10 protein-coding genes and 1 pseudogene are annotated in these 13,351 nt (G+C 71.2%); 3 read left to right on the forward strand and 8 right to left on the reverse strand.

The window, feature by feature from the left end:
- Nucleotides 1–65: 65 nt before the first annotated feature.
- Complete coding sequence (locus tag DC008_RS36080) at nt 66–482, reverse strand: class F sortase (RefSeq protein ID WP_341867321.1); 417 nt, start codon at nt 480–482, stop codon at nt 66–68.
- Between the two features lie 217 nt (nt 483–699).
- Nucleotides 700–1,539 carry a DUF4397 domain-containing protein gene (locus tag DC008_RS26875; RefSeq protein WP_108710872.1) on the reverse strand — a complete coding sequence of 280 codons (840 nt, stop codon included), beginning with the start codon at nt 1,537–1,539 and terminating at the stop codon, nt 700–702.
- Nucleotides 1,540–1,713: 174 nt separating this feature from the next.
- On the opposite strand from DC008_RS26875, the gene DC008_RS26880 reads away from it, so the two are divergent.
- On the forward strand, nt 1,714–2,316 hold the full coding sequence (locus DC008_RS26880) for a DUF4383 domain-containing protein (RefSeq protein ID WP_108709152.1): 603 nt from the start codon (nt 1,714–1,716) through the stop codon (nt 2,314–2,316).
- A 5-nt stretch (nt 2,317–2,321) separates the two neighbouring features.
- Complete coding sequence (locus DC008_RS26885) at nt 2,322–2,516, forward strand: hypothetical protein (protein WP_208645993.1); 195 nt, start codon at nt 2,322–2,324, stop codon at nt 2,514–2,516.
- Between the two features lie 6 nt (nt 2,517–2,522).
- Here the strand turns inward: DC008_RS26885 and DC008_RS26890 are convergent, their stop codons facing one another.
- The 3 genes from DC008_RS26890 to argG form a co-directional block, all read right to left on the reverse strand.
- Complete coding sequence (locus DC008_RS26890) at nt 2,523–4,052, reverse strand: helix-turn-helix domain-containing protein (protein ID WP_055621990.1); 1,530 nt, start codon at nt 4,050–4,052, stop codon at nt 2,523–2,525.
- 65 nt (nt 4,053–4,117) lie between these two features.
- Nucleotides 4,118–4,315, reverse strand: a complete 198-nt coding sequence (locus DC008_RS26895) for a DUF4236 domain-containing protein (RefSeq protein WP_079033636.1) — start codon at nt 4,313–4,315, stop codon at nt 4,118–4,120.
- Nucleotides 4,316–4,481: 166 nt separating this feature from the next.
- The gene (gene argG, locus DC008_RS26900; protein ID WP_108709154.1) at nt 4,482–5,936 is read right to left on the reverse strand and encodes an argininosuccinate synthase; all 1,455 of its coding nucleotides are present in this window, start codon (nt 5,934–5,936) and stop codon (nt 4,482–4,484) included.
- A gap of 270 nt (nt 5,937–6,206) precedes the next feature.
- On the opposite strand from argG, the gene acnA reads away from it, so the two are divergent.
- Nucleotides 6,207–8,924: an aconitate hydratase AcnA gene (gene acnA, locus DC008_RS26905; protein WP_108709155.1), complete on the forward strand. Its 2,718-nt coding sequence runs from the start codon at nt 6,207–6,209 to the stop codon at nt 8,922–8,924.
- A gap of 97 nt (nt 8,925–9,021) precedes the next feature.
- On the opposite strand, the pseudogene DC008_RS36290 reads toward acnA, so the two are convergent.
- The 3 genes and pseudogenes from DC008_RS36290 to DC008_RS26920 form a co-directional block, all read right to left on the reverse strand.
- Nucleotides 9,022–10,226: pseudogene (locus tag DC008_RS36290) on the reverse strand (vWA domain-containing protein).
- 424 nt (nt 10,227–10,650) lie between these two features.
- The gene (locus DC008_RS26915) at nt 10,651–11,886 is read right to left on the reverse strand and encodes an AAA family ATPase (RefSeq protein WP_108709156.1); all 1,236 of its coding nucleotides are present in this window, start codon (nt 11,884–11,886) and stop codon (nt 10,651–10,653) included.
- 53 nt (nt 11,887–11,939) lie between these two features.
- Complete coding sequence (locus tag DC008_RS26920) at nt 11,940–13,328, reverse strand: hypothetical protein (protein ID WP_108710873.1); 1,389 nt, start codon at nt 13,326–13,328, stop codon at nt 11,940–11,942.
- Between the last annotated feature and the right edge of the window lie 23 nt (nt 13,329–13,351).

The raw sequence follows: 13,351 nt of genomic DNA on the forward strand, positions 1-13,351 counted from the left end.
CTGCGGCAGCGCGGACACGACACGACGTGCCCCAACACGAGCCCTTCGCGCGTGAGGCGACGCTGTCACTCACGCACCGGCTCCGCCGTGACGACGAGGTTGGCCAGGTAGCCGCCGCGCTCGGGCTCGAAGGGCGGTGCACAGGTGATCAGCGTCAGGACGGGATCGCCCGTTCGGCGGAACGCCGAGGGCGGCAACTCGTCCTTGGGCACGGTGACGCGCGAGACGACGCGGTAGACGATCGGCCCGGCCTTCGCTCGCCGGACCTCGACGCGATCGCCGCGCCGTACGTCGTAGAGCGCGGCGAATTCGCCGAGGGCGCCCGTCTCACTGTCCACGTGCCCGACGAGCACGGCCGACCCCTCGGGGCTGCCGGGCGCCGGGCCGTAGCGGTACCACCCGGCCACGGAGGGGTCGTCGGGGACGGTCATGTCTCCCCGCTCGGTCACACCGACCGGCTGTACGCGGGCGTCGAGGCCCACGTCGCGAAGTCGGACGCGCTCGGGCGGCTCGGCTGCTGCGGTGCCGGGCAGTGACTCGGTACCGCTGGGCGTCGGGGCCGTCACCGCTTGCTGCCGCGCGGGCGCGGACCCGAAGTCGGGAGGTGCGGGTGCGGGCTCCGACGGCCCACCCGAAACGGCGAGGACGGCTGCCACAGCGGCAGCCGCCGTCGCCAGTCCGGTCAGCCGTCGCGCGGTGTCAGCCACGTCGGCCGGCGACCCGGCGGGCCACCATGACGCCCGTCAGGGTGATCGCTCCGGCCGCCGCTGCCCAGGCGAGCCACTGGTCGGAGGAGTTCGGCGTGACGGCGGCACCGCTGACGCCGGCATGCGCCGCGTTGGGCATCGTCTCCATGCCGCTGAGCGTCTGGGTGGCCAGCGCCAGGTTCTTGTCCTCGGCGCTGCCCCAGGCGTAGACGATGTTGCTCGTGCCCTCCTTGAGGTCGAGGTCGGCCGGACCGATGGCCACCGTGTCGGTGCCGGCCAGAACGACGTCGGCGTTCACGGTGCCCGCGTCGACCGCCGCGCTGTCCTGGTTCGGGTTGGTCAGGTCGGTGAAGACGGGCTGTCCTCCGGCTCGTACGTCGACGGCGGGCGCGGCCGCGACATGGCGAACGGTCAGGCGTGCCTTGCCCGCGTCCACCTTCGAGGCGTCGTTGGCGAATGCCGTCAACTGTGGCTTGCCGTCGGAGGAGAGGTGTGCCGCGACCGTGGCATTGCCGCCTTCGGACACCTTCACCTGCTCCGCCAGGGCGGGGGTGCCGTCGGGGTCCTGACCGGCTTCGAAGATCTCGATGTCGTAGGTCCCCGCCTCGAGGGACTGCGGATCGGTCACCGTGCCGGGCTTGAAGTCGCTGAGCAGCTTGTCGCCGTTGGCGTAGACGTCGACCGTCATGCCGGGGATGCCGTGGAAGACGGACACCATGCCCGTGTCCTGCCCCTGTTGCGGAGCAGCCATGGCGGCGGGTGCGGTCACGCCGAAGGCCAGAGCGCAGGCCCCGGCCGAAGCGGCGACGGCGATGGAGGTCCGGGAGGTCATGAGGATCATTCCTTTGGGTTGCTCATGTGTGCGGGGGGAGTCTCACAAGGGCTTCGCCGCCGGGTGGTGCCGTGGATGCGCCGGAGCGACCACTTTCTCCTTGCGTTCATCACGCGGCGATCAGGACAGCGCCCTCACCGCATCCAAAGCCGACATATGAGCCGAAATACGGGTATGAAGCTCAAGGACGAACTGCCTGTCGATCACCATCTGGCCACCGTCTACCGCTACGGCGCAGGCTTCTGCGGCCTCGTCCTGCTGGTCTTCGCGGGACTCGGCTACGCCGACGCACTGAGTCCGTTCGACACGGCCGGCGACACGATCGCCGGCATGACCACCAACGTCGCCCTCAGCACCATCTCCGCCGTCGTCGGTCTCGCGCTGCTCGCCGGCGCGGTGATCGGCGGCAACTTCGCCTCGACCCTCAACATGACGGTCGGCGCGCTCTTCGTGCTGAGCGGTTTCGCGCACATCTTCGTACTGGACCGTCCCGCAAACATCCTCGACTTCGGCATGACGAACGTGATCTTCAGCTTCGTCATGGGGTTGATCATCGCCACGTTCGGGATGTACGGGCGGGTGTCCAGCAAGCTGTCCCACGACAACCCGTACTGGCAGCGCCGGCATCCGAAGCAGGCGGCACGCGAACGCGAGGCGGCCGCCGCCCTCCCGGACCCAGGGTGGGAGCGGCACCTGCTGCCCGCCACGCAGAGTCCCGAGGGCACTGGCGACGGGCGGACGCCCGAATGGCGCCCGCCCACGAGAGGAAAGCGGTGAGCAACGTGACCGAACCACTCAACAGGCCGACCGAGACACCTCCCGTGGAGGGCTCGATCGCCGAAGCGCACGAAGAGCGTCCCGACGGTGGCGTCTGGGAGCACCCCTACTTCTGGCTGCTCCTCGTCGTGACCGGATCCGTGCTCATCGCCGGTCTCTTCCTGCTCCGCTTCCTCGATCTGGTGGCACCGGTGTTCTGAGAGCTCTCAGATGTCCCGGAAGATCTCGATCTGTGCCCCGATCGAGTTCAGCCGTTCCGCCAGATCCTCGTAACCGCGGTTGATGACATACACGTTGCGGAGCACCGACGTGCCGTCCGCCGCCATCATCGCCAGGAGGACGACCACTGCGGGGCGCAGGGCCGGGGGGCACATCATCTCGGCGGCGCGCCAGCGGGTCGGGCCCTCCACCAGGACGCGGTGCGGGTCCAGGAGCTGGAGGCGGCCGCCGAGGCGGTTGAGGTCGGTCAGGTAGATGGCGCGGTTGTCGTAGACCCAGTCGTGGATCAGGGTCTTGCCGGAGGCGACCGCCGCGATGGCCGCGAAGAACGGCACGTTGTCGATGTTCAGGCCGGGGAACGGCATCGGGTGGATCTTGTCGATCGGCGCCTCCAGCTTGGAGGGACGGACCGTCAGGTCGATCAGCCGGGTGCGGCCGTTGTCGGCGAAGTACTCGGGGGTGCGGTCGTGGTCGAGGCCCATCTCCTCCAGGACCGCGAGCTCGATCTCCAGGAACTCGATCGGCACCCGGCGCACCGTCAGTTCGGACTCGGTGACGACGGCGGCGGCCAGCAGGCTCATCGCCTCCACCGGGTCCTCGGAGGGGGAGTAGTCGACGTCGACGTCGATGGTGGGCACGCCGTGCACGGTCAGGGTCGTGGTGCCGATGCCCTCGACCCGGACGCCGAGCGCCTCCAGGAAGAAACACAGGTCCTGGACCATGTAGTTGGAGGAGGCGTTGCGGATGACGGTGACGCCGTCGTGCCGCGCCGCGGCCAGCAGCGCGTTCTCCGTCACGGTGTCGCCGCGCTCGGTCAGCACGATGGGCCGGTCGGGCCGTACGGACCGGTCGACCATGGCGTGGTACTGGCCCTCGGTCGCCGCCACGTCCAGGCCGAAGCGGCGCAGCGCGATCATGTGCGGCTCGATGGTGCGCGTGCCGAGGTCGCAGCCGCCGGCGTAGGGCAGCTTGAAGTGGTTCATCCGGTGCAGCAGCGGGCCGAGGAACATGATGATCGACCGGGTGCGCACCGCGGCCTCGGCGTCGATGGCGCCCATGTCCAGCTCGGCGGGCGGCACGATCTCCAGGTCGACCCCGCCGTTGATCCAACGGGTGCGCACCCCGATGGAGTTGAGCACCTCGAGGAGGCGGTAGACCTCCTCGATCCGGGCGACCCGGCGCAGAACTGTGCGCCCCTTGTTGAGCAGAGAGGCGCACAGCAGCGCCACACACGCGTTCTTGCTCGTCTTGACGTCGATGGCACCCGACAGCCGGCGTCCGCCGACGACCCGGAGATGCATCGGCCCGGCGTATCCCAGGGACACGATCTCGCTGTCCAGGGCCTCGCCGATACGGGCGATCATCTCAAGGCTGATGTTCTGGTTGCCGCGCTCGATGCGATTGACGGCGCTCTGGGAGGTACCGAGCGCCTCGGCGAGCTGCGTCTGTGTCCAGCCACGGTGTTGCCGGGCGTCACGGATGAGCCTGCCGATGCGTACGAGGTAGTCGTCTGCCATGAGGCTGAGGCTATCTCACATATGAGATGGCACATCCCAGGGGGGTCCATTCGGGTGACGGGCTGTCAACGCCCCCTGGTGGTACGGGTGCGCCGCCATCCGAAAGGTCCGGGCAAATCCATCGATGTCGTACGACGTCCGGTGCTGCTGCGGGTGTGCCGCGGGCCGTTCTTGCCACCCGTGGTGATGGACCAGGAACGGCGGTTGATGTTGAGCGTCACGCCGGGAAGGATCCGGAAGCTCTTGCGGAACGTGAGGGGCATGCGCGCCTCCCTTTCCAGTCGGTCTCCAGTCGGTCAGGTGTTCACCCGCTTACCCCGGCTTCGCGCACTGAGGCATGCCGAGTCGAGCGCAAGCGAAGGGGCCCGGTACGACGCGTCCTGCGTCGTACCGGGCCCCTTCGAGGTCCGTCCTCCGGTCGTGCCGCCGTCAGTCCGTGCCGGACTCCATCGCGGCGCGGTCCAGCAGCGCGTCCTCCTCGGACACCTCGCCGCGCGAGGCGATGGCCTCGGCGCCGCCCTCGGGCAGCTCCGGCATGGTGCCGATCAGGCCGGTCGCGGCGGCCTGGGAGGCGCCGATGGTGGGGCTGCCGGTGCCGATCAGGCCCAGGCCGGCGTACTGCTCCAGCTTGGCGCGGGAGTCGGCGATGTCGAGGTTGCGCATGGTGAGCTGGCCGATCCGGTCGACCGGGCCGAACGCCGAGTCCTCGGTGCGCTCCATGGAGAGCTTGTCCGGGTGGTAGCTGAACGCCGGGCCCGTCGTGTCGAGGATCGAGTAGTCCTCGCCGCGCCGCAGCCGCAGCGTCACCTCGCCGGTGATCGCGGCGCCGACCCAGCGCTGGAGCGACTCGCGGATCATCAGCGCCTGCGGGTCCAGCCAGCGGCCCTCGTACATCAGCCGGCCGAGGCGCCGGCCCTCGGTGTGGTATTGGGCGAGGGTGTCCTCGTTGTGGATCGCGTTGACCAGGCGCTCGTACGCGGCGTGCAGCAGGGCCATGCCCGGCGCCTCGTAGATGCCGCGGCTCTTGGCCTCGATGATCCGGTTCTCGATCTGGTCGGACATGCCCAGGCCGTGCCGGCCGCCGATGGCGTTGGCCTCCATCACCAGGTCGACGGCGGAGGCGAACTCCTTGCCGTTGATGGTGACCGGGCGGCCCTGCTCGAAGCCGATCGTCACGTCCTCGGTGGCGATCTCGACCGACGGGTCCCAGAAGCGGACGCCCATGATGGGCTCGACCGTCTCGATGCCGGTGTCCAGGTGCTCCAGGGTCTTGGCCTCGTGGGTGGCGCCCCAGATGTTGGCGTCGGTGGAGTACGCCTTCTCGGTGGCGTCCCGGTACGGCAGGCCGTGGGCGACCAGCCACTCCGACATCTCCTTGCGGCCGCCGAGCTCCGTCACGAAGTCCGCGTCCAGCCAGGGCTTGTAGATCCGCAGATGCGGGTTGGCCAGCAGGCCGTAGCGGTAGAACCGCTCGATGTCGTTGCCCTTGTAGGTCGAGCCGTCGCCCCAGATCTGGACGTCGTCCTCCAGCATCGCCCGCACCAGCAGGGTGCCGGTGACGGCACGGCCCAGCGGCGTCGTGTTGAAGTACGCGCGCCCGCCGGAGCGGATGTGGAACGCGCCGCAGGTGAGCGCGGCCAGCCCTTCCTCGACGAGGGCGGCGCGGCAGTCGACCAGGCGCGCGACCTCGGCGCCGTAGGTCTTGGCGCGGCCGGGCACCGACGCGATGTCGGGCTCGTCGTACTGGCCGATGTCGGCGGTGTAGGTGCACGGGACGGCGCCCTTGTCGCGCATCCACGCGACCGCTACCGAGGTGTCGAGACCGCCGGAGAAGGCGATGCCGACCCGCTCGCCGGTGGGCAGGGAGGTGAGGACCTTGGACATAGGAAGAGTATGCATCATCTCGCATGGTCATGCAATGCGGGCCTGCGCGACCCGGAGCGCGGGGCTCGCCGCGCCCCGGGCATGACCATCCCGGCCTCATGTACTAGAGTTATCTCGACATCGAGATATCTGCCGAGGTGCACCGCAGCCGTACGGCGCGACCGATCTCACGGTAAGGGTTACCTAACTTAGCCTTACCTTAGCGGATCGGCCGGTATGCCGTCGCGGCAGGATCGTGGTGGTACGCGCACATCAATGAAGGAGACTGTCGTGTCGGCGAACAGCTTCGACGCCCGCAGCACGCTGCAGGTGGGCGACGAGTCGTACGAGATCTTCCGGCTGGACAAGGTCGAGGGCTCCGCGCGCCTCCCTTACAGCCTGAAGGTGCTGCTGGAGAACCTCCTCCGCACCGAGGACGGCGCGAACATCACCGCCGACCACATCCGCGCCCTGGGCGGCTGGGACTCCCAGGCCCAGCCGTCGCAGGAGATCCAGTTCACGCCGGCCCGCGTGATCATGCAGGACTTCACCGGCGTGCCCTGTGTCGTGGACCTCGCGACCATGCGTGAGGCCGTCAAGGCCCTCGGTGGCGACCCGTCGAAGGTCAACCCGCTCTCGCCGGCCGAGATGGTCATCGACCACTCCGTCATCGCCGACAAGTTCGGCACGTCGGACGCCTTCAAGCAGAACGTCGAGCTGGAGTACGGCCGCAACAAGGAGCGCTACCAGTTCCTGCGCTGGGGCCAGACCGCGTTCGACGACTTCAAGGTCGTCCCGCCGGGCACCGGCATCGTCCACCAGGTGAACATCGAGCACCTGGCGCGTACGGTCATGGTCCGGGGCGGCCAGGCGTACCCCGACACCCTTGTCGGCACCGACTCGCACACCACCATGGTCAACGGCCTCGGTGTGCTCGGCTGGGGCGTCGGCGGCATCGAGGCCGAGGCCGCCATGCTCGGCCAGCCGGTCTCCATGCTGATCCCGCGCGTCGTCGGCTTCAAGCTGACCGGTGAGCTCACCCCGGGCACCACCGCCACCGACCTCGTGCTGACCATCACCGAGATGCTCCGCAAGCACGGCGTCGTCGGCAAGTTCGTCGAGTTCTACGGCGAGGGTGTGGCGGCCACGAGCCTCGCCAACCGCGCCACCATCGGCAACATGTCGCCGGAGTTCGGCTCCACCGCCGCGATCTTCCCGATCGACGCCGAGACCATCAACTACCTGAAGCTGACCGGCCGCTCCGAGCAGCAGCTGGCGCTCGTCGAGGCCTACGCCAAGGAGCAGGGCCTCTGGCTGGACCCGAAGGCCGAGCCGGACTTCTCCGAGAAGCTGGAGCTCGACCTCTCCACGGTCGTCCCCTCCATCGCCGGCCCGAAGCGCCCGCAGGACCGCATCGTCCTCGCGAACGCCGCCGAGCAGTTCAAGCAGGACGTCCTCAACTACGTCGACGTCGTGGACGAGGCGGGCAAGGAGTCCTTCCCGGCCTCCGACTCCCCGGCCGTCGCCCCGAACGGCGCCCCGTCGAACCCGGTTCCGGTGACCGCCCCCGACGGCACCACCTACGAGCTGGACCACGGTGCGGTGACGGTCGCGGCCATCACCTCCTGCACCAACACCTCCAACCCGTACGTCATGGTCGCCGCCGCGCTCGTCGCGAAGAAGGCCGTGGAGAAGGGCCTGACCCGCAAGCCGTGGGTCAAGACCACCCTGGCCCCGGGCTCGAAGGTCGTCACCGACTACTTCGACAAGGCGGGCCTCACCCCGTACCTCGACAAGGTCGGCTTCAACCTGGTCGGCTACGGCTGCACCACCTGCATCGGCAACTCCGGCCCGCTGCCGGAGGAGGTCTCCAAGGCCGTCAACGAGCACGACCTGGCCGTGACCTCGGTGCTCTCCGGCAACCGCAACTTCGAGGGCCGGATCAACCCCGACGTCAAGATGAACTACCTGGCGTCTCCGCCGCTGGTCGTCGCGTACGCCCTCGCGGGCTCCATGAAGGTGGACATCACCAAGGAGGCCCTGGGCGTCGACCAGGACGGCAACCCGGTCTACCTGAAGGACATCTGGCCCTCCGAGGCCGAGGTCAACGACGTCGTCGCCAACGCCATCGGCGAGGACATGTTCTCCAAGTCCTACAGCGACGTCTTCGCCGGCGACGCCCAGTGGCAGGCCCTGTCGATCCCGACCGGCGACACCTTCGAGTGGGACCCGGAGTCCACCTACGTCCGCAAGCCCCCCTACTTCGAGGGCATGCAGATGGAGCCCGCCCCGGTCACCGACATCACCGGTGCCCGCGTGCTCGCCAAGCTGGGCGACTCGGTCACCACCGACCACATCTCCCCGGCCGGCGCCATCAAGGCCGACACCCCGGCCGGCAAGTACCTCACGGAGCACGGCGTCGAGCGCCGCGACTTCAACAGCTACGGCTCCCGCCGCGGCAACCACGAGGTCATGATCCGCGGTACGTTCGCCAACATCCGCCTGCGCAACCAGATCGCGCCGGGCACCGAGGGCGGCTACACCCGCGACTTCACCCAGCCCGACGCGCCGGTGTCGTTCATCTACGACGCCTCGCGCAACTACATCGAGCAGGGCATCCCGCTGGTCGTCCTGGCGGGCAAGGAGTACGGCTCCGGCTCGTCCCGCGACTGGGCCGCCAAGGGCACCGCGCTGCTCGGCGTCAAGGCCGTCATCGCCGAGAGCTACGAGCGCATCCACCGCTCCAACCTCATCGGCATGGGCGTCCTGCCGCTGCAGTTCCCCGAGGGCCAGACCGCCGCGACCCTGGGCCTCACCGGCGAGGAGACCTTCTCCTTCACCGGCGTCGAGGAGCTGAACAACGGCACCACGCCGCGCACGGTCAAGGTCACCACCGACACCGGTGTCGAGTTCGACGCGGTCGTCCGCATCGACACCCCCGGTGAGGCGGACTACTACCGCAACGGCGGCATCATGCAGTACGTGCTGCGCAACCTGATCCGCAAGTAAGCGGTCAGCTCCGCAAGTCAGCGGTACCGCACGGCAGTTCGAGGGCCGCGTTCCCGGAGACGGGGGCGCGGCCCTCCGCCGTGCCGCGCACGTGCCTTCAGCCGATGGTGACGACCCGGGCCCAGGACGGCGGGGCGTCCGGCACGTAGTGCGGGTCGTCCTCGTCCACGGCGCGGACCGGCCGCGGGAACAGCCCGACGACCGTACGGCACGGCGGCTGCGCGGACGGCCAGGGCGTCTGGCCGTCGGTCAGCGCGACGATCACGTCCGGCCGGGGCCGGGAGCGCAGCGCCCGCTCGAAACCGGAGCGCAGATCCGTGCCCCCGCCGCCGATCAGCTCCATCGCCTCGGCGCGGCAGATCGGCACCGCGATCCCGGCCGCCGCGTCGCAGGAGATCACCGAGACCAGATCGCGCCGCCCTCCCACGGCCCGCGCGATCGCCGCCACCTCCAGCAGCGCGCCGCCCAGCTCGGCGTCGCTCACCGAACCCGAGGTGTCGATCACCACGCACACCCGTGGGGGAGTGCGGCGCAGGCTCGGCAGCACCACCCCGGGGACGGCGGTCGAGCGGCGGGACGGCCGCCGGTAGCTGTGGTTCTCGCCCGCCCCCGGCGCCCCGGCCGCCGACCGCACTGCGGCGCCCAGCAACTGCCGCCACGGCTGTGGCGGATGGAACGCCTCGTCCGCCCAGCGCCGCCAGCCCTCCGGGGCGTCGCCCGGCCGGCCCTTGATGCCCTCGGCGACCCGGAAGCGCACCGCGTCCCGCTGCTGCCGGGTCAGCCCGTCCGCCCCCTCGGGCCCCAGCTCCCACGGCCGCCGCTCCCCGCCGGCGCCGCCCCGCAGTCCAGCCAGGCCAGGTCCGCGGCGAGCCCGGTCATCGAGGACGTCCGCAGATACTCCTCCATCAGCAACCCGTCGGGCAGCCCCAGCAGCGACGGCAGCACCACCCCGGCCGGCTGGGGCAGGCCGTCGCCGTAGATGTCGTCGTTGATCTCGAAGTCGGCGGCGATGTTCCGGCGCAGGCGCTCGCCCGGTCCGAACTCCTCGTTCTCGCGCGCGTAGCGCAGGCCGCGGTCGTGGTGGTCCCGGAGCAGATGGGAGACCTCATGCACCCAGACACCAGCCAGCTCCTCGACCGGGGTGCGGGCCACGAAGCCGGGGGAGACGTAGCAGCGCCAGTGCGCGTCGACGGCCATCGTCGGCACGGAGGAGTCCTCGACGACGTGCAGCGCGAAGAGCGCGACGGCGAGATACGGCCGCACCTCCACCGCGTGCAACCGCGCGGCCAGCAACTTCTCCATGTCGAGCGGCAGCCCGGGCGGGTTGTCCGGTGCACGCCGCCCGGCCGGGACCGCGGGCACGGTGACCCGTACGGGGCGCGGCGGCGGAGGCGGAGCCATCGGCCGGGGGACGGGCGGCGGGGCGGCGGCCTTCGGCGCCCGCCCGACGCCCGCGATCCTCGTCATCGGCGTGCTTGCGGTGCTTACGGTTCCGGTCGCCGGCGCGCCTGTGGCGCTCGGGTTCCTCGTCCCCGGTGCAGTGGCGGCGTCCGTGTTCCCGGTCTTCGGTGGGCCTGAGGTGCTCGGGTTTCTCGTCCCCGGTGCAGTGGCGGCGTCCGTGTTCCCGGTCTTCGGCGTACCTGTGGTGCCGGCGTTCCCGGTCATCGGCGCATCCGGGGCGCCCACAAGCCCGCCCCCGGCGCCCCTGTGGCGCCCACACCCCCCGTCACCGACCCACCCGCGGCGCCTTCGCCCCCGCCACCGACCGTTCCGCCCGCTCCGACAGGCCGACGATCGCTGCCAGTCGCTCCACCGCCTCCGGGACCTCCCAGTCGTCCCGTCGTACCGCGGCCAGGGCCTTCGCCGGGGCCACCAGGAGGTCCGGCGCGCCGGTCTCCAGGGCGCGGACCAGTACCGCCCAGCCGGCCTCCCAGCGCCGGCGCTCCGGGCGGGCTCCGACGGCGGCCACCACCGCCTCCAGCGCGGCCTGACGGAGGTCACCGCGCTCGGGCAGTTCGGCGTTGGCCGGGTCGGCGAGCAGCAGTTCGGGGTCCGGCAGGTCCATCCGGTCGAGGTGGGCGAGGAGTTCGAGGCCCGCACCGTCGCCCACCGCGCCCCGCACCAGCAGCGCCAGCACGTCCCGGGACACCCCGGCCGCCGTGCCGAAGGCCAGCAGGGTCAGCGCCGCCTCCCAGCTGCGGGGCGAGGGCCAGGCCCCGCCGCGCCGCGTCTCGCTGTTCGGCAGCCGGTGGATCAGCGTCGGCCGGGCCTCCAGGAAACCGCAGACGGCACGCCGGGCGAGGGCCACCGCCTCCGCCAGCCGCCCGGGGTCCAGGTGCGGCAGCTCGGCACGGGGCCAGACCCCGCCGAGACCGCGTACCACGACGTCCTTGTCGTGCACCCAGTACAGGTGCACGAACCGGTTGGCCAGCGGCGGGCTCAGCTCCCACCCGTCGGCCGCCGAGGCGCGCGGGTTGGCGGCGGCGACGATCCGTACACCGGGCGGCAGTTGGAGGGCGCCGACCTTGCGCTCCAGGACGACCCGCAGCAGCGCGGCCTGCACGGCAGGGGTCGCGGTGGACAGCTCGTCCAGGAAGAGCAGGCCCCGCCCGGCCCGCACCAGCTCCACGGCCCACTGCGGCGGAGCCATCGGCACCCCGCGCACCGCCGGGTCGTCGCCCACGATGGGCAGTCCGGAGAAGTCGGTGGGCTCGTGGACGCTGGCGATCACGGTGGTCAGCGGAAGGTCGAGGGAGGCGGCGAGCTGGGTCAGGGCCGCGGTCTTGCCGATGCCCGGTTCGCCCCAGAGCAGGACCGGCAGATCGGCCGCGACCGCGAGGGTGAGCGCTTCGAGCTGCTCGTCGGGACGGGGCTCGGTGGTGGTGGTCCTGAGCAGCGTCAGGAGGTCGTCGGCCAGGGTGAGTTGGGAGTCGACGGTGGGCAGCAGGGCAGCGGAAGTCATGGGCATCACCAGGGGTGTCGAAGGTTCGGGGGCAGCCGTACGGGCCGGAGAAGTCAGTAGAAGAGTCCGGTGCGGGGCCGGGAGTTCTTGCCGCGCTTGGGGCGCGCATGCGGGGGTGTACGCCGGCCTACGCGGCGCGCGCCCGCGTCGGTGTCGGCGGAGGCGGGGGCTACGGGCACGAGCCCCGAGCGGAACAACCCGTGCTCCACGCGCCGGGCGGCGGCCGTCTCCAGTTCCTCCCGGAGCGGCCCCTCCCGCAGCACGGCACCGGGGCCGAGTAGCCCCTCGACGACGGCCAGCGCCCCGGCGACATCACCGTGACGCAGCCGCTCCCGCACCGCCGGCAACTGCTCGGGGCTGCGGTGCACGGCGTCGATCGCCCGCAGACAGGGCAGCGCGGGCCCGCCGAGCGCGACGAGCAGTTCCTCCCGGCGCACCTCGGCCGGGTCGTGATCGACGGCGGTCAGCACCCCGTCGCGCAGCGCGATCCGGTGCACCTCGCCGCGGCACTCCACCCGGTACGGGTCGCCGGTCTCCGGAACCGGCAGGCTCGCCCGACCGGACACCGGCAGGCTCGCCCGACCGGACACCGGCAGCGCCGCGGCGACCAGCGGATGCAGCCGGTCGGCCGAGATCAGCCCGGCCCGCAACAGCTCCAGATCCGGCAGGACCCGGACCGCCGCCTCCGGCAGCACCGGAAGCGCGGCGACCTCCTGTGCGGGTAGCACGATCGGACGGACGGTGGGGACATGGCCGTCGTCGGGCGCGACGAGTTCGAGCACCTCGCGACTGCGCGCACCCAGCCGTACGGTGAACGCCCCGCGCGGGCCCAACCCCTCGGCCCGCAGCAGCAGTTCGGCCTCGGCGGCCCAGCGCTCCCTCGCGAAGGCGGAAGGGGAGTCCTCGTCCACCCCGCAGCGCCACCCCAGCTCCCCACTCAGCCCGGCGTCCCACAGATGCCGATGCAGATCGAGCCGGAACCGCCGATCGGGGTGCGGGTGCGGGTGCGGATGCCCCCAGGAGGGCCCGCCGCCGGACTCCTCCCACAGCGACAGCGACATCCGCTGTCCGGCGTCCGCGCGGGCCGGCGGCGTACGGACCACGAGACGCAGTCCGCCCGGATAGCGGGCCAGGGAGAGCGTGAGGCCGGGGCGGAGTCGCCCGTCGGGAGCGATCCGGGGCATGTGCCAGCGCAGCAGATCCGGTGCGAGCCGGCGCAGGTCAGCGCGGAGCCGGGAGGCGAGATCGGTGCCGTGACGCGTACGCACGGCACGCAGATCGAGGTCGGCGTCGACGCGGGCGGCGGCACAGGCCCCGGCCCAGTCACCGGCGAGACGCCGCGCGGTCGCGGTCTCGATCATGGACGGTGGCACGGCGTACTCGCGTACGCGCTGCCACATCGACAGGCGGGTCGGAATCGCGGGCGCGAAGTGAGGTGCCATCAGCACTCACCTTGCGCGGACGA

The sequence above is a fragment of the Streptomyces nigra genome, from assembly GCF_003074055.1.
In the GTDB taxonomy this organism is placed as follows: Bacteria; Actinomycetota; Actinomycetes; order Streptomycetales; family Streptomycetaceae; genus Streptomyces; species Streptomyces nigra.

What these genes read in the sequence shown, in the direction of transcription:
- DC008_RS26875 (WP_108710872.1), bottom strand. Translation starts at nt 1,539, where the DNA reads ATGACCTCCCGGACCTCCATCGCCGTCGCCGCTTCGGCCGGGGCCTGC.
- DC008_RS26880 (WP_108709152.1), top strand. Translation starts at nt 1,714, where the DNA reads ATGAAGCTCAAGGACGAACTGCCTGTCGATCACCATCTGGCCACCGTC.
- DC008_RS26890 (WP_055621990.1), bottom strand. Translation starts at nt 4,052, where the DNA reads ATGGCAGACGACTACCTCGTACGCATCGGCAGGCTCATCCGTGACGCC.
- DC008_RS26895 (WP_079033636.1), bottom strand. Translation starts at nt 4,315, where the DNA reads ATGCCCCTCACGTTCCGCAAGAGCTTCCGGATCCTTCCCGGCGTGACG.
- argG (WP_108709154.1), bottom strand. Translation starts at nt 5,936, where the DNA reads ATGTCCAAGGTCCTCACCTCCCTGCCCACCGGCGAGCGGGTCGGCATC.
- DC008_RS26915 (WP_108709156.1), bottom strand. Translation starts at nt 11,886, where the DNA reads ATGACTTCCGCTGCCCTGCTGCCCACCGTCGACTCCCAACTCACCCTG.
- DC008_RS26920 (WP_108710873.1), bottom strand. Translation starts at nt 13,328, where the DNA reads ATGGCACCTCACTTCGCGCCCGCGATTCCGACCCGCCTGTCGATGTGG.